Annotated in this window: 17 protein-coding genes; 8 read left to right on the top strand and 9 right to left on the bottom strand. The window is 59.3% G+C overall.

Annotated elements, in window-relative coordinates; all coding sequences use genetic code 11:
* Positions 1–10: 10 nt before the first annotated feature.
* Complete coding sequence (locus tag PAF20_RS06425) at positions 11–793, bottom strand: N-formylglutamate amidohydrolase (RefSeq protein WP_271072883.1); 783 nt, start codon at positions 791–793, stop codon at positions 11–13.
* A 178-nt stretch (positions 794–971) separates the two neighbouring features.
* Between PAF20_RS06425 and PAF20_RS06420 the strand changes: the two genes are divergently transcribed.
* From PAF20_RS06420 to PAF20_RS06400, 5 genes are read left to right on the top strand one after another with little or no spacing between them, the layout of a single operon-like run.
* A complete protein-coding gene (locus tag PAF20_RS06420; protein WP_271072882.1) occupies positions 972–1,778 on the top strand; it encodes an ABC transporter ATP-binding protein in 807 nt (268 codons plus the stop codon).
* Positions 1,775–2,509 carry an ABC transporter ATP-binding protein gene (locus PAF20_RS06415; RefSeq protein ID WP_271072881.1) on the top strand — a complete coding sequence of 245 codons (735 nt, stop codon included), beginning with the start codon at positions 1,775–1,777 and terminating at the stop codon, positions 2,507–2,509. The genes PAF20_RS06420 and PAF20_RS06415 overlap by 4 nt, the downstream gene beginning before the upstream one ends.
* A complete protein-coding gene (locus PAF20_RS06410; protein WP_271072880.1) occupies positions 2,506–3,396 on the top strand; it encodes a branched-chain amino acid ABC transporter permease in 891 nt (296 codons plus the stop codon). Before PAF20_RS06415 ends, PAF20_RS06410 begins: the two co-directional genes overlap by 4 nt.
* Complete coding sequence (locus tag PAF20_RS06405; RefSeq protein ID WP_271072879.1) at positions 3,377–4,426, top strand: branched-chain amino acid ABC transporter permease; 1,050 nt, start codon at positions 3,377–3,379, stop codon at positions 4,424–4,426. The genes PAF20_RS06410 and PAF20_RS06405 overlap by 20 nt, the downstream gene beginning before the upstream one ends.
* Complete coding sequence (locus tag PAF20_RS06400) at positions 4,423–5,058, top strand: cysteine hydrolase family protein (protein WP_271072878.1); 636 nt, start codon at positions 4,423–4,425, stop codon at positions 5,056–5,058. The genes PAF20_RS06405 and PAF20_RS06400 overlap by 4 nt, the downstream gene beginning before the upstream one ends.
* On the opposite strand, the gene PAF20_RS06395 is transcribed toward PAF20_RS06400, so the two are convergent.
* Positions 5,055–6,368 carry a type I glutamate--ammonia ligase gene (locus PAF20_RS06395; RefSeq protein WP_271072877.1) on the bottom strand — a complete coding sequence of 438 codons (1,314 nt, stop codon included), beginning with the start codon at positions 6,366–6,368 and terminating at the stop codon, positions 5,055–5,057. The two genes, PAF20_RS06400 and PAF20_RS06395, sit on opposite strands and share 4 nt — an antisense overlap.
* 48 nt (positions 6,369–6,416) lie before the next feature.
* Positions 6,417–7,340: a MurR/RpiR family transcriptional regulator gene (locus PAF20_RS06390; protein WP_271072876.1), complete on the bottom strand. Its 924-nt coding sequence runs from the start codon at positions 7,338–7,340 to the stop codon at positions 6,417–6,419.
* 230 nt (positions 7,341–7,570) lie between these two features.
* Between PAF20_RS06390 and PAF20_RS06385 the strand changes: the two genes are divergently transcribed.
* Both PAF20_RS06385 and PAF20_RS06380 read left to right on the top strand, forming a co-directional pair.
* Positions 7,571–8,713 carry an ABC transporter substrate-binding protein gene (locus PAF20_RS06385; protein WP_271072875.1) on the top strand — a complete coding sequence of 381 codons (1,143 nt, stop codon included), beginning with the start codon at positions 7,571–7,573 and terminating at the stop codon, positions 8,711–8,713.
* 64 nt (positions 8,714–8,777) lie between these two features.
* Complete coding sequence (locus PAF20_RS06380; RefSeq protein ID WP_271072874.1) at positions 8,778–9,419, top strand: cysteine hydrolase family protein; 642 nt, start codon at positions 8,778–8,780, stop codon at positions 9,417–9,419.
* A 117-nt stretch (positions 9,420–9,536) separates the two neighbouring features.
* Here the strand turns inward: PAF20_RS06380 and PAF20_RS06375 are convergent, their stop codons facing one another.
* From PAF20_RS06375 to speB, 5 genes are read right to left on the bottom strand one after another with little or no spacing between them, the layout of a single operon-like run.
* Complete coding sequence (locus tag PAF20_RS06375) at positions 9,537–10,337, bottom strand: ABC transporter permease (protein WP_271072873.1); 801 nt, start codon at positions 10,335–10,337, stop codon at positions 9,537–9,539.
* Positions 10,334–11,188 carry an ABC transporter permease gene (locus PAF20_RS06370; protein ID WP_271072872.1) on the bottom strand — a complete coding sequence of 285 codons (855 nt, stop codon included), beginning with the start codon at positions 11,186–11,188 and terminating at the stop codon, positions 10,334–10,336. The genes PAF20_RS06375 and PAF20_RS06370 overlap by 4 nt, the downstream gene beginning before the upstream one ends.
* Positions 11,185–12,222 (bottom strand): ABC transporter ATP-binding protein, encoded by a 1,038-nt coding sequence (locus PAF20_RS06365; RefSeq protein ID WP_271072871.1) that lies wholly within the window; start codon positions 12,220–12,222, stop codon positions 11,185–11,187. The genes PAF20_RS06370 and PAF20_RS06365 overlap by 4 nt, the downstream gene beginning before the upstream one ends.
* Before the next feature lie 55 nt (positions 12,223–12,277).
* A complete protein-coding gene (locus PAF20_RS06360) occupies positions 12,278–13,342 on the bottom strand; it encodes an ABC transporter substrate-binding protein (protein ID WP_271072870.1) in 1,065 nt (354 codons plus the stop codon).
* 28 nt (positions 13,343–13,370) lie between these two features.
* Positions 13,371–14,327 (bottom strand): agmatinase, encoded by a 957-nt coding sequence (gene speB, locus PAF20_RS06355; RefSeq protein WP_271072869.1) that lies wholly within the window; start codon positions 14,325–14,327, stop codon positions 13,371–13,373.
* 230 nt (positions 14,328–14,557) lie between these two features.
* Between speB and PAF20_RS06350 the strand changes: the two genes are divergently transcribed.
* Positions 14,558–14,896 carry a tRNA-binding protein gene (locus tag PAF20_RS06350; protein ID WP_271072868.1) on the top strand — a complete coding sequence of 113 codons (339 nt, stop codon included), beginning with the start codon at positions 14,558–14,560 and terminating at the stop codon, positions 14,894–14,896.
* Positions 14,897–15,268: 372 nt separating this feature from the next.
* Here PAF20_RS06350 and PAF20_RS06345 read toward each other — a convergent pair whose 3' ends face one another.
* Entirely contained in the window at positions 15,269–16,051 is a 783-nt protein-coding gene (locus PAF20_RS06345) for a nitrilase-related carbon-nitrogen hydrolase (protein ID WP_271072867.1), read from the bottom strand.
* Between the last annotated feature and the right edge of the window lie 40 nt (positions 16,052–16,091).

Below are 16,091 nucleotides of genomic sequence, written 5' to 3'. Positions count from 1 at the left end.
TGTCAGCTCATCACCGTGGCAACTTCGCCTGCGCCTTGCGCAGTGATGCGGCCAGCAGATCAGCCCAATAACCCACCTGCCAGGCTCCCTCGGTCAGGTCATTGCGGATTTCGATCTCGACGCAGGGAATGCCGCGCGCCTCTCCAAAGACCGGAATGGTGTAATCAGTGTCGTCGCCGACCGAATAAGGCTGGTTGTCGCCCACGCAATGCGCGGTATCCTCTCGCAATATCTCTAGCATTGCAGGCGACAGCGTCTTGTCACGATTATAGAGAACGCCGATTTCCCAAGGTCTGCTGACGCCATTGAATACCGGCGTGAAGCTGTGAATTGTCACAAGAAAGGTTGCCTTGCCGTCAGCAGATCGCCGATCCAGAGCCGTGGACACCCTGTCATGGAAGGGCCGGAATATAGCTGAGATCCGGGCATCGCGATCACTTTCCGAAATCCCGCTGTTTCCGGGAATCAGGGTCGCCTCGCTGATGGCAGGAATAAAGCTTTCGACGTCGGGCTGCCGGTTGCAGTCGCAAACCAGTCGAGAGTAACGCTGCATGAAAAGCGGCGCATCCAGTCCGTCAGCAAGGGTCATCGCAACGTCGCGCGCACCTATATCCCAGGCGATATGACGCGTCAGATCGGATTCTTTCAGCCCAAGATTGCCAAGCGCCTCTGGTATCCGCCGTCCGGCATGTTCGCAGATAACGACAAAATCTGACTGTCCATCCGGGTTGTGAACCTCAACCGGCGGTGGCTCATGCGGCGCAATCAGGACACTCATGCGAATGTCCCCCATGTCGGCAATACGGTATCAGACCGCAAGGCGCGCGCCAGCTTTTCAGACGATTCCTTCATGAATAAATTCATACATTTTACTTAAATCTGCACAAGATGTATGTTCTGATTGACCGCATGGGCCGAGTTTGTTTAGCCTGACCAATAATCCGAAGAAACAAACCGGGCGGTCATTCGCGGTGAATACCGAAACCTTGCTGTCGGCAGATAAACTGACCCGCCATTTCGGCGGGATCACCGCCGTCGAAGATTACAGCCTGAATTTGTCTCAGGGTGATCTCGTCGGTTTGATCGGGCCGAATGGTGCGGGAAAGACTACGGCGTTCAACCTCCTCAGCGGCGTGCTCGCCCCGAGTTCTGGGCAGGTGCGGATCGGCGGTCAGGATATGACCGGTCAGCCGCCCCATCGTTTCGCCGAGGCTGGGCTTGCCCGGACATTTCAGAACATACGCCTGTTCAACGATCTGAGCGTTCTCGACAATGTCATGAGCGGGGGGCACATGCGTCACGGCGCCGGGTTGCTGAGCACGCTGATGCAGCGGCCTGCCTTCTGGCGATCCGAGGCCGAAATTCGCGATCAGTCGATCAATGTCATCGACCTTGTCGGATTATCCGCACATGCACACCGTCGTGCGGGCGATCTGTCCTATGGCGATCAACGGCGTGTCGAGATTGCGAGGGCGTTGGCGGTGGGACCGAAGGTCTTGTTGCTGGACGAACCCGCAGCGGGGCTGAACACGTCTGAAACGTCGATGCTGACCACACTGATCAGAACTCTCGCCCATGAACGTGGAATTGGGGTATTGCTGGTCGAACATGATATGCGGCTTGTGATGTCGCTCTGCGACCGGATTCAGGTGATCAATCGGGGCAAATTCGTCGCCGCAGGCAGCGCGAGAGAGGTGCAGAATGACCCCGCCGTAATCGAGGCTTATCTGGGCACCCGCCGCAATCGCAAGCCCGACAAGCAACCGGTGTCGACATGACTGAGCCAATCTTGCGAGTCCGTGACCTGAACCTGCGGCGTGGTGCCACGCATGTGCTGCATGACCTGTCGCTTGAGGTGAAGAAAGGAGAGATCGTTGCGCTGATCGGGGCGAATGGCGCGGGGAAAAGCTCTACCCTGCATACATTGTCGGGATTGCTGCGGCCTTTCTCTGGCACAATGCGTTTCACCGGGCGCGAGGGGGGCACTGATCTGACAGCGGCCTCGTCTGACCGGATCGTGCGGGCCGGATTGGTTCACTGCCCCGAGGGGCGGCAGATTTTCCAATCGCTGAGCGTCAGGGAAAACCTGCTGATGGGGGCATATGCGCGGAACGATCGCGCGACGCTGAAATCCGAGATCGCGCATATCCATGATCTGTTTCCCATTCTGGCAGAGCGCGCCGATCTGACGGCCGGGTCGCTTTCGGGTGGGGAACAGATGATGCTTGCCATCGGACGCGCCCTTCTTGCGGACCCCGTTCTGTTGATGCTGGATGAGCCCTCGCTGGGCCTCGCCCCGCAATATATCGAGCGGATCTTTGACGTGATCGAGACATTGCGCAATGATGGCACGACCATCCTGCTGATCGAACAGAACGCCGCAATGGCGTTGGAATCCGCTGACCGCGGATATGTTCTTGAGGACGGGCGCATCACGCTGACCGGAACGGGCGCAGAGCTGGCCAGTAATCAGCAGGTTCGCCATGCCTATCTGGGGGAGATGGAATGAGCCAATATCTGTTCCAGCAGATCGTCAACGGGCTGTCGCTTGGCAGCCTGTATGCGCTGATCGCCATAGGCTTTTCGATGATCTACGGCATCGTGCGGCTGATAAACTTTGCTCACGGTGATCTGGTGATGATCGGCGCCTTCGCCTCGCTGGCCATGGTGCAGACGGGATTGCCGTGGCCGCTTGTTGCGGCACTTGTCCTGCTGGTGGGGGCATGCGCGGGCATGACGATTGAAACGATGATCTTCCGGCCCATGCGGTCAGCAACGCAGGTGACGGGGTTCATAGCGACGCTGGCTGTGTCCGTACTGATCCAGAACGGCGCGCTGCTGCTTTTGTCGGGGCAGCAACGCAGCTTTCAGTTTCCGGCTGTCATGCGGCAGCGAGTCGAAATCGGCGGTGTCAGCGCATCCATGACCGACGTGACAATCATCGTCATGGCCGTTCTGCTGATCGCAGCGCTTCTGTTTATCGTATACCGGACGCGACTTGGAACCGCGATGCGTGCGACGTCTGAAAACCTGCTGGCTGCGCAACTGATGGGTGTGCCGGTCAATCGCACGATCCTTGCGGCTTTCGCCATCGGGTCTGGTCTGGCTGCCATCGCCGGGCTGATGTGGGGCGGAAAGTTCGGGCAGATACATCCCCTTATGGGGCTGGCACCGGGGCTGAAAGCCTTCATCGCCTGTGTGATCGGCGGTGTTGGCTCGATCAGTGGGGCTTTGCTGGGCGGCTATCTGCTGGGCATGGCAGAGGTGCTGTTTGTCGGATTGCTGCCGCCTGAATATGCCTCTTACCGGGACAGCTTCGTGTTTCTGCTGCTGATTGTGATCCTTCTTATCAAGCCTTCGGGGCTGTTTGTGCGCCATGTCGAAGAACGCGCCTGAACCGTCCGCCCCCGTCCTGAGCGATTTGCGTCCCGCCGCCGCGGGCCTGAGACTTGCCATTGCCACAGCGGCGCTGCTGGCCGCGCTGTGGCTGTTTACCGGCTGGTCGAGCGCATATGGCCTGACACTGGCATCACTTGCCTGCCTGAACATCACACTGGCGGTGTCGATGCAACTGACCAACGGGCTGACCGGGCTGTTTTCGCTTGGGCATCCGGCCTTCATGATGGTCGGCGCATATATCGCCGCCGTGCTCGGCTATCCGGTGGCGCGGAAATCGACAATGTTGTTCGGCCTGCCGGAGCCGTTCGTGTCATGGCAAATGCCCTTTGGCCTGACGCTGATCTGTGCGGCTGTGATCGTCGGGCTGATCGCCCTGCTGATCGGACTGGTGGTGCTGCGCCTGAAGGGGCATTATCTGGCCGTTGCGACGCTGGGGCTGATCGTGATCGTGCAGGGATTGGCGATCAACTGGCAGGGGTTGACGCGCGGCGGCTCTGGCCTGTCGGGCATACCGCGACTGACAAATATCTGGTGGTGCGCCGGGCTGATGCTGCTGGTCGTGCTGATGGTCTGGCGGATCAAGTTTTCCTCGATCGGCCGGGCCATGATGGCGACGCGGGAAAATCAGCTGGCGGCGGAATCGATCGGTGTCAAAACTGCACGGATCAAACTGATCGCCTTTGTTTTGGGCGCGGTGATCGCGGGCATTGTCGGCGCATTCATGGCGCATCTGATCACCGTGGTGACGCCACGCAGCTATGGCATAGTGCTGGCCTTTAATCTGGTTGCGATGGTGGTGCTGGGCGGAACCGGCTCGATCACCGGCGCGATTGTAGCGGCACTTGGGATCACGCTTCTGGGCGAGGCGCTGAAACCCGTGGAGGAAAGCATGGGCCTGTATGGTCTGTCGCAGATGATCGTCGCACTTGTGCTGGTCCTCGTCCTGCGCTTCCGGCCTGCGGGGCTTTTCGGCTCTGGCGAACCCGCATGGCTGCTGCGGCTGATCAGAGGAAGGACCAACGGATGACGGAGCCTCGCAAGCAGGACATCTTCGAAAGCCGTGTCCGGCCGTTCGATCCGCAAACAACCGTGCTTCTTGTGATCGACGCGCAGAACTGGGTGATGGACCAGAAAAATCGCCAGCCCCGCCCGGAATTTTACGAGGACGCTCATGCCTTCGTTATCCCGAATATCGCCCGTTTGATCGGCGCGGCGCGCGCCACTGGGGCAGAGGTCATTTACACAGTCATGGAAAATGCGACCCTGGATGGCCGTGACCGTTCGCTTGACTACAAACTTTCGAATTTCTTCATCGCGAAGGGATCGCAGGATGCAAAGGTTATTGCAGCGCTCGCGCCCGGTGCGGATGAGATGGTTATTCCGAAGACGTCCTCATCCCTGTTCAATTCGACGAATTTCGAATATCTGATCCGCAATATCGGGCTCGATACGATCATCGTTACCGGCTTCCTGACAGATCAATGCTGCGATCACACGATACGCGACGGCGCGGATCGCGGCTTTCATATGGTCTGTGTCTCCGATGGCTGCGCGACAGACACACGGGAACGGCACCGTAACGCGCTGCAGGCATTCGGCGGCTATTGCGTGACCAGAACGACGGATGAGCTGATCACACAGATGAAGCGCCGCAGCTAGTAGATCCGGGCATAGCGCTCGCAGCGCTGTTCCGGGGTCAGATCCGTCACCTGCGACAGTTCGAAACGCTTGCCGGTCAGGATTGCGGATTTCAGGTCGGCGGTGATGAAGTCGTCCAGATCCGTGTCAGCCTCTAACAGATCAAGCGCCTCTTCCAGAGAGGTCGGCAATCGCCGAACACCGAGGGCGTGATTATGCGTATCGTCAAAATCCTGCGGCAGACCTTCATAGACCTTTGCGCGCTCAAGCCCCCGATCCAGCCCCCATAAGCCTGCCGCCAAGATCGCGCCCAGCAGAAGATAGGGGCTGGCCGTCGCATCGGCGGCCCGATATTCGAAGTGATACTGAGAGGCAATCTTTGCCTCGTCAAAGACAGGACAGATACGAAGCCCGGCCTCTCGGTCGCGATAACCGAGATTGTTGTAAGCCGCGCTCCACCGGTTGGGTTTCAGGCGGTAATAGCTGACCGGGGATGGCGCAGTCATAGCCAGAAGTGCGGGCATCTTTGCCAGAATGCCGGACAGGAACGCGCCGCCCGTTTCGGACAGGCCATGTTCATGTTCAGGATCGTGGTTGACGGGCGCACCGTCTGCGGATTTGAACAATGAAAAATGCACATGCACGCCATTGCCGACTGCATCAGGATGCAGAAGCGGCGTGAAACTGACCCGCTGCTGGTCCTGACGCCACGCCGCCGCACGCGCCAGTTCGCGGACAATCAGCGCCTGATCGGCTGCGGTGACGCCAATGGCGGGGCCCACCGTGACTTCGTATTGCTGCGGGCCATATTCGGCCATGAAGGTATCCAGCGTGATCCCCGCCTTGTCCAGTGCTGCCAGATATGTCTCGGCAAAACGACCCTGACGCCTGACGGAATCCAGTGCATAGGGGGAATTGTCGCGCGGCTCGACACCGAAATAGGCAAACTCATGTTCAAAGGCTGCACGCACCGACAGGCCGTGTCGTTCCTCCAACGCGGCAAGGACTCGCTTCAGAAAACCGCGCGGGCAGACATCCCAGGGCGTGCCGTCAAGTTCGACAATATCCCCGATCACAAAGCTCTCAATCGCGCTGCCATCACCGAAATCGATGCGGGTTTCCGTATCCGGGTCCGGGCGCAGCAGCAGGTCACCGCATGGCCCCCAAGGTGATGGCGCGATTGGACCGAGCGGCGAGATCATCGAATTGGTCGGCGTCCAGCCGATGCCTTTTTCCAGCCTGCTGGCACGGTCGCGCGCAGGATAGCCTTTGCCGCGTGTCTGACCGCCAAGGTCGCTTGTGCAGATTGTCGTGATCTCCTGCGGTTTCATCGGGCCTCCTGAGTGTCAATATTTCCGCCGCCTGCGATGACGGCTCGGCTAGCTCGTTTCGTCATTGCCCCGGCTCAGGCGTTGCTGTTGATCCCGCAGTTCTTCCAGTCGTCCCATGCGGTCGCGCCCCCCTGCCCCGGTCACCCGCGCAACCGCACCCAGCAATGCATCGGCCACGGCCATACCGCCTGTCATGACATCGAAGATCGAGGGAGAGGTGACGGGAAAAGTGAGCACATGCGAGGCGACGCGCGCGACGGGCGACAACCACGGATCGGTCAGCAGGATGATCCTGGCACGACGCTCTGCCGCCATCTGGGCAAACTCTATGACCTCGTCCTGATAGCGTCGCACATCCATCACCACGACGACCGAATTGCGACCGATGTCGAGAAGCTGGAGCGGATGCCTGTTCGCGTCAGCGTCGATCGCATGAACCCTCTGACGCAAGGAGATCAGCAGATCGACGAAATACCTTGCCACATGCCCCGAACATCTTCCGCCGATGACGTGAATGTCGCGCTTGGGATCGGCCAGCAGCTCGACGATGGCATCAAAGGTCTGGCGGTCCATCCCCGACTGCATCTGAGACATGGCTTCGGCAAGCTGTCCGAAATAGCCCGACAGGAAATCGTCATCTTCGCTCGCATGCGCATCCAACCGGATCAGCGGCGATTGCAGCCGCATTTCCAGTTGTGATTTCAGTTCTGCCTGAAACTGGGCATAGCCGGCATAGCCAAGGCGCTTGACCAGCCGAAGAACAGTGGCTGTGCTGACGCCGCTGGTTTCAGCGACCTCTGCAACGGTGCCAAGGCCGCTGATCGGGAAGTTCGCGATCAGATGCCGCGCCGCACGCGCCTCTCGTGTGCTGAGCGCGGGCAGCATCTGCTGAAGACTGGCCAGCATATCCTCTCCGGCGGCAGGTCCGGGGACGGCGTCTGGATCAACCGCGTGCTTCAGCGCGTCTTTCATGCAGGTCTCCCTTTTTGCGGGCGGTGTTTTCACCCGGACCATATCTGTATCAAATCAAACAAACGATATGATATCCAGCAAAATGTATGTTCTGTTTGACATGTGCCCGTCCGTCCTGCCAGTATTCACTCGGGGTCGTGGTAAGGCTGCCTGCGACACTGTCTCGGCCAGGGGCGCTGTCCTGATCGACGCATCCGCACGGAACCAGCAGCCGGCAACAGGGAAAAACGATGACAAGACTATTTGCTGCGACTGCAATCGGAATGACCCTTGCTTCAGGGGCTCTGGCTCAGGAAACGATAAAGCTTGGGGCGCTGTACAATCTGACCGGGGGTATGTCCTCGCTGGATGGACCTTCGCTGGCTGGCGCACAGCTTGCCGCCAAGCAGATCAATGAAGATGGCGGGCTGCTGGGCCAGCAGATCGAAATTATCGCGCCGGACGGCAAAACCGACCAGCAGGAAACCGCGATCAACGCCCAACGGGTTCTGTCAGAGGGCATCGTTGCCGGGTTCGGACAATCGGATACGACTTTCGTGATGGCCGGTGCGCCGCTGTTTCAGGAAGCAGGCATTCCGTTCCTGACCTCTGGCGCAACGCATCCTGAACTGCCGGCATGGGTCGGCGATCATATGTTCATGACCGCATTCGGCGATGACGATCAGTCCTTCGCCATTGCCGATTACGCGATGGACGAGCTGGGCTACAAGAACTTCGCCGTCTGGACCGACCAGTCGATGGATTTCACCAAGGCGCTGTCCACCTTCTTCAAACAGCGGGTGGAGGAAAAGGGCGGCACCATCGCCGCCGAAGACAGCTTCATGATTGGCGATACCGATTTCTCGGCCCAGATCGCACGGTTGAGCGCGCTTGATCCGGCCCCGGACGCGGTCTTTATCTCTGCCATTCCGGCCGAAGCCGGGCTGAGCGTCAAACAGATACGAGAGGCCGGGATCGAAATGCCGATCGTGTCCGGCGATGGCTTCGACACGCAGCTTGTTTCGACTATGCCGGGGCCGGATCTGGCAAATGACGTATGGTTCTCGACCCATACCTATCTGGCCGATGACCGGCCCGAAGTCGCCCAGTTCATCGACGATTATACCGCCGAATATGGCCACGCCCCTGAAAACAGCTTTGCGGCACTGGGCTATGATGCGGTCAAGTTGCTGGCCGATGCCATCACCCGCGCAGATTCGGCTGAGCCTGCGGCAATCCGCGATGCACTCGCCGAAACCCGCGACTTTCAGGCGGTGACCGGCACAATAAGCTATACGCGCGAGACGATGGTACCGCCGAAGCCGATCTCTATCATTTCGGTCGATGGTGGGGAGTTTACCGTGGAATCGATCTGGCGGCCCGAAGAAGGCTAAGTCAGGTTCAGGACAAGATTGGCCCGCCGGTCGAGGCGGGCCATGGCTTTGGGATGGAGACATCATGACCACCGCAGGAACGACGCTTGCCAGCTATACGGGCCGCGACAAGAAACTTGATCCGGCCCGCACCGCTGTCCTTGTTGTTGACGCGCAGAACGCGGAGATTTCGCCCGAGGTGCAGCAGGCTCATCCCTATTTTTACCAGACAGTTCAGGAAAAGGCGTTGCCCGCAATGCGCCGCCTGCTGGACGGCGCGCGCCGGGCTGGGGTGGAGGTCGTCTATACGGTCATCGAATCCCTGACGCTGGACGGCCGCGACCGGTCGCTTGATCACAAACTGTCCAACATGCACATCCCGAAGGGCTCGCCGCTGGCACATGTCATAGACGAGGTTGCACCTGTGGGCGATGAGATCGTCGTGCCTAAGACGTCTTCCGGCGTTTTCAACTCTACCAATATGGACTATCTGCTGCGCAATCTCGGGGCCGAGAACGTCATCGTCGCCGGTTTCCTGACAGATCAATGCGTCGACATGGCCGTGCGCGACGGCGCGGACAGGGGCTATTACATGATCTGCGCCACGGATGCCTGCGCCAGCTATTCAGCCGAGCGACACGAAACGGCGCTGCGGGCATTCGGGGGTTATTGCCGATTGCAGACCGTGGATGAGATTCTGGCGAATCTCAATAAGGATAGTGATTGAGGTGAAAATCAACATTCTGATCCGGTCCCCCCTGCCCGCCACGCAGGCATGACAGATCGGCCCCGAACTGCATCTGCCTAATGGCAAGACAGTGCAACGCCGGTCATTTCACGGCCCTTAATCCTGATGGCTGCGCTCTGCCCCCATCAGGCGCGGCAGGTTGCCGAAGCTGCCGATCAGCCCGAAGATCAGCGCTGACATGGCGACGAACAGCACGGAGACCACGGCAAGGATCGGCGTATAGCCATAGCGCAGGGCGTTGAAGATCTTCACGGGCAACGTTTCCACCGTGAAGCCCGCGACCATATAGGCGATGATATATTCATTGAGGCTCAGCACGAAGGCGAAGGCATAGCCTGAAATGACATAGGGAAGCAGCAACGGCAGGATCACCGTGCGCATGACCGTCCATCGGTTTGCACCCATCACACGGGCGGATTCGATCAGCGATCGGTCGATGCCGCGTAGCCCCAGAGAGATCGTCACCAGCGGCAGAGTCACAAGAAAGATGCCGTGCGAAATGATTGTGGCCCAGATCTGCCCGTAGCCGCCAACGGTCATCCAGAAGATCATGAAGCCAAGTGCCGATATAACTGGCGGCAGGGCAAAAGGTGCAAGGCCCATGCCGGTCAGGGCCTGAACCGCAATCCCCCGACGCTCCCACACAAACAGGGCGAGTGGCAGCGCGATGGCCACCGCCAATCCCGCCGCGCAAAGCGCAATGGTCACCGAATGGCGCAGCGGCACCAGCCACTCGGTATCCATGAACAGTCGCGCATACCAGTGCAAGGAAGGCTCGACCGGCGGAAAACGCAGCGTCTGCGGCCCGTTCAGCGAGACCGCCGCAACCACGATCAGCGGCAAAACCAGCAGCGCCAGCACCACAAAGATATAGGTCATTTTCAGTGCGCGGCTCATGCGGCCCCCCTGTCCCTGCCCGCCAGCGAGGCCAGCCCGACAAGCGCCAATGCGACCAGCATCAGGAAGATTGACATGGCTGCCGCGAATGGCAGGTTGGACTGATAGATCGCCTGATCCGTAATATGGACCGACAGCGTCCAGTGCTCTGACCGGCCAAGAAGCTGCGGCAGCAGATAAGAGCCGAGCGTAAAGACAAAGACCAGAATGAACGCGCCGGTGATGGCGCCGCGCAGATTGGGCAGAATGACGCCAAAGAAGGCGCGGGGACCTGAGGCGCCCATAACACGCGCCGCCTCGACGATCTCTGGGTCGAGACGAGAGACCGGCGGGTAAAGCACCAGCACCGCGAAGGGAAAGCCGATATAGCAAAGCCCCGTAATCAACGCGAAGAGTGAAGGCGTATAGGCTTGGGGTTCGTCGATCAGGCCCAGCCATTGGAACAGGTTGCCGACGCCTGCCGTTTGCGACAGCAGCGTTGAGAGGGCGAAACCGATGATCACCTCTGACAGCGCAAGGACCGACAGCAGCACAACCAGCACCCATGTCTGCGTGCGGTTGCTCATCTGACCAAGGAAAACCGTGAAGGGAAAGGCGATGGCGACGCAGATCGCGGCGGCGGTCAGCGATACGCCCAGCGACACGGCCATGACCTTGGCAAAGAAGGCCGACATGAAGCGGGCATAGCTGTCTAATTCGAAACCCCATTCGTAGAAGCCGCTTGGGTCGCGATGGGCGACCGAGACCCCCAGCATGATCCCGAAGGGCACCAGGAAAAACAGGACCAGGATCACGGCGGGCCAAAGACCGAGCCAGCGAGGGGTGGATGTCTGCTGGACGATGGCTGTCATTGCACGACCACCCTTTGACCGGGGCGGAAAAGAATGCCGACGCGGTCGCCGGGTGACAGTTGCAGATCCGCATTGCCCGGAAGGTTCGCGGTGATCTCTTGCCCTGCCGCTGTCAGCATGACCTGACGGCTTTCGCCCAGATCGCGCAGGAAGGTGACCTCTGCCGGAATGCCCTGATCGGGTTCGGTAATGATGACATGATCGGGCCGGACAGAAAGCTGCGCCTTGCCATTGTCGACGGCAATGCGGTCGCCTTCGGCCTTCGGGATACGATGCCCCAGAACAGAGATCGCGCCATTGCCAACCTCGCACGGCAAAAGGTTGGTCGTGCCGATGAAGCCCGCGACAAAAGCATTGGCCGGGTTTTGATAGACCTCCATCGGGGCGCCGGCCTGCTGAATCACGCCGTCCTTCATGACCATCACGATGTCTGCCATCGTCAGCGCCTCTTTCTGGTCATGGGTCACGACAATGGTCGTCACACCAAGACGTTGCTGTATCTGACGCAGCTCTATCTGCATATGCTCGCGCAGCGAGGCATCAAGGGCAGAAAGCGGTTCATCCAGCAAAAAGACCTGCGGATTGATGGCAAGGCCACGGGCAATGGCAACGCGCTGACGCTGACCGCCGGAAAGCTGGTGGATGCGCCGCTGGCCCATGCCGGGCAGTTGCACAAGTTCCAGCAATTCTTCGGCCCGTGCATTGCGGCTGGCTTTGTCCTTGCCCCGGATGGCCAGCGGATAGGTGATGTTATCGGCCACATTCAGATGCGGAAACAGCGCCAGAGACTGGAAAACCATGCCCAAGCCACGTTTATGCGTGGGCAGATCGGTCTGATCCTCGCCACCGACAAAGACCCGGCCAGCGGTCGGCGCCTCCAACCCGGCGATCAGACGCAGCAGTGTCGTCTTGCCGCAGCCCGACGGGCCAAGCAGGCAGACGAACTTTCCATTGGGAATTTCCAGCGTCACATCGTCAAGCGCCTTGAAGCTGCCGAATTTTTTCGACACGCCTTCGATCCGCAATTCGGTCATCGGGACCTCTTCTTATTTTGGGGCGCTGCGACAGGGCTGCCGCAGCGCAAAAGCATCAGCCGGTGATATTCTCGGACCATTGCTGGTTGATCCAGTCGCCGCGATCTACGTAGATTTCATATTTCGGCAGGATCGGCTCTTTGTCCGAGGATACGGCGGCGAATTCCTCTTCCGTCAGATCGGTCATGTCGCGCGGCACGGTGGGCGCGGTGCCGACCATGCGCGACAGCTTCGCCTGAATCTCGGGCTGCGCCATATAGTCGATGAAAACCTGACTTTGATCCACCATCTGCGAGGCGCTCGAGACGACCCAGGACCCACTGTCCAGAACCGCCCCTTCATCCGGGAAGGTCGAGCGGACAGGTTTACCCTGCGATGCAGCCAGGCCGGTGACGTCGTGGTAATACTGCCCCATCGGGATTTCGCCGGTTTCCAGTGCCTGCTGGAACTGCCCTTCGTCACGCCACCACAGGCGGACATTCGATTTCACCTCTGCCAGCTTCTCCATCACCTGCAAGACGCCTTCTTCGGTGTCGAGGATATCGGTGCCGTCGAAATGCGTTGCCGCGGTGATTTCCAGCAGGAAAGAGTTCGAGGCCAGTGACATCAGCCCGATCTTGTCGGCATTTGCCGGATCCCAGAACGCCTGCCAGGACGTCGGCGCCTCGGCAAAGGCGTCGGTATTCGTCACAAGCGTGATATACCAGCTGACCGCGCCGGTGCCGTTCAGGCTGCCATCCTCATAACGGTGAACAAAGTGATCGGGCAGATTCGCCACGTTGGGCATCTTGCTTTCGTCAAGCTTCGCCCAAAGCTCTGATCGTTCACCCTTGATGCGCGCGACCTGCGCCATCATCGACACATCAGCCGGGGCCTGCCGCGCTCGCGCCGCCTGCTGAAGCTGGACCAGCCATGCCTCACCCGTAGGCTCACCGATGCTTTCGATTTCAATGCCAGAGGCAGCCGTGAAATCAGGATAGATATGTTCGTCAAAACTGTCCTGAAAATAGCCGCCATAGGTGCCGACTTTCAGCGCAGCACCCTGCGCACGCAGAATAGACGGTGCCGACAGGATCATCGCACCTGCCGCGCCGGATTTCAGAAGATCACGTCTTTTCATGCTTTTTCTCCCCAATTGTCCTGATTGTTTATCTGTCCTGCGCGACGCCCGGAAGTGCGCAAAGCATCTCGTACAGGAAATTTGCCGCGATCATCGCCGTGTTCCCCGCCGGATCGTAGGGCGGCGATACCTCTACCAGATCACAGCCCACGATGTTCAGCCCCACCGTGCCGCGAATGATTTCCAACCCCTGCATAGAGGTCAGCCCCCCGACCTCAACGGTTCCTGTTCCCGGCGCGAAGGCCGGATCGAGGCTGTCGATGTCATATGACAGATATACCGGAGCATCGCCGATTTTCTGCCGAATGTCAGCCATCAGCGGGCTCAGCGATTTGTGCCAGCATTCCTCGGCCTGAATGCAGGTCCAGCCCTTATCGCGCGCCCAGTCGAAATCGTCCCTGCTGTAACCCGTCCCACGCAATCCGATCTGGAAAACCTTGTCATTCTGCAGGCAGCCTTCTTCCCAGGCGCGGCGGAACGGGCAACCATGCGCGGCCTTTTCGCCGAACATCTCATCATTGGTGTCGGAATGGGCATCGACATGGATAAGCGCAACTGGTCCGTGCTTTTCAGCCATCGCCCGCAGGATCGGCCATGTCAGCGTATGATCGCCGCCGAGCGTCAGCGGGATCGTGTCATGCGAGAGCACCTCGCGATAGAATGCCGCGATGATATCGACGGTCTTCTTCAGATCGAACAGGTTGATCGGAACGTCACCGATATCGGCAACCTGCAGATGTTCAAACGGGGCCGCGCCGGTGGCCATGTTATAGGGGCGGATCATACGGCTTTCGTCGCGTATCTGGCGCGGTCCCAGCCGGGTGCCGGGGCGGTTGGATGTCCCGATATCCATCGGGATACCGATAAAACAGGCATCCAGCCCCTGCGCCGATTCCGCCGCTGGCAGGCGCATCATCGTTGCGGGCCCGCCGGTGCGGGGCATCGTGTTGCCGCCCAGCGGTTGGTTGAATCGTTGTTCGCTCATCTGATCGTCCTGTTCGTGGCGGTTCGGCGGTTTCGGCTACTTTCTGACAATATCCGCGACTTTTAAACCCGGCCGGCAAAGAATCACCCTGAACGATCATGCGATGGTACTTCCAAAAGCGTCGTCTCCCTCGACGCTGCCGCCTCCTGGCGCAAACCTCGCCTTTGCATCTGTTGCAGAGTAGCGCGCCGCGACTTAGACAAGCTTGGCGACACCGGCAGGAGCAAGCGATGAAGAAAGACCAGATCGTCTATGACGATTTCGCCAAGATAGAGATGCGTCTGGGCAAGATCATCAATGTTCAGGAATTTCCGCGCGCCCGCAACCCATCCTATAAGGTGGAGGTGGATTTCGGTGAACTGGGGACGCGTTGGTCGAGTGCACAGATCACCAATTACAGCATCGAAGATCTGATCGGTCGCGCGGTCATCTGCACCGTCAACATGCCCCCGCGCAACATCGCGGGATTTCAGTCCGAAGTTTTGATTATGGGTGTCCCAAACGCCGAAGGACAGGTCATCCTGCTGCAACCCGAGGCAGACGCCGTGCTGGGTGCCGAAGTCTACTAGCGACCGCTGAAAACCTGATTCAGACGAACACGCCCCCCGCTGGCATGCGCTAAGTCGTGTCGCTTTTTAGCGAAAGTCACAGGGCGGATGCATAATTCACGATTGCGCGGAGAGTCAGCTAAAGACTTCCCAATAAGAAAACCGGACGGTTTTCAAAACCGATAACACCGGATTATGCTGTTTTGATGTGGCAGGCCGATATGACGTGAGCGAGAACATGACCGCTTCGCTTAGCGCAAGAACCTGTTCGGCAAGGGCTGTTGCGAGCGTGTCGGTGGGCAAGCGTAACCATATTCCAAACGGTAATTTCCGCGATCAAAGCGCCGCATAGGAATGGTCATGTCAGGCGCTTCTCTTTGCGCGTACCGGCGTTCAAGGAAATGGCTGGCGAAGATCGCGGGCCTGTGTCGACAGCCGCCCCGGATGGAACTGGTCTGGCAGGGTCGCCATCAGCATCGCCGGTCGCTCGCCCGCACGCGCAAGAACCTGCCCATCGGCACCCGCGATCAGGGACTCTCCGAAATAGGTCAGATCACCTTCTAAGCCGCAGTAATTCGCGTAAACAATGCTCAGCGCGTGGTTGGCGGCCATCGCGGGAATAACGTGCTGACCCACATGGGTGAAAGGCTTCATATTCGCGGTCGGCACAAGGATCACCTCTACCCCCTGCGCCTGCAAGGCGGCGATATGGGGCGCAAATTCCACGTCATAACAGATGAGGATAGCGGCTTTTTTTCCCGCTAAGATAAAGGTCGTATAGCAATCCCCCGGCACAAAGCGCGCCGCCTCAACCGCGCCGAAAAGCTGGATCTTACGATGATTGGCAAGAAGCGAACCATCGGCACCGACACATATCGCCGAATTGCCGATCCCGTTGGCCAGCCGTTCAGGATAGCCTGTGCAAATCGCGCATCCGGCCTTTTGGGCAACCGGCGCCAACTGCGCCAGCATGGCTTGCTGCGTCATAGCAAGCTCACCCAGATCGTCCCGGTCATAACCGCTGATGAAAAGCTCGGGAAAGGTGATGACTGACGCGCCCGCGATGCCCGCCGCTTCCGCCGCGCGGGCGATCTGGTGAAATGCCAGCGAACGATCCCCATGCGCGCTTTCCGCCTGCCAAACAGCCAGCGACAGACCAACGTTCTGCTGCGACATCTGCTTTCCTTTCGCTGCCTTCCGCCCGCGCGAACCTAGG

This window comes from Paracoccus albus (assembly GCF_027913035.1).
In the GTDB taxonomy this organism is placed as follows: Bacteria; Pseudomonadota; Alphaproteobacteria; order Rhodobacterales; family Rhodobacteraceae; genus Paracoccus; species Paracoccus albus.
Note: the sequence above shows the minus strand (reverse complement) of the source record. Positions and strands in the feature narration are given on the sequence as shown.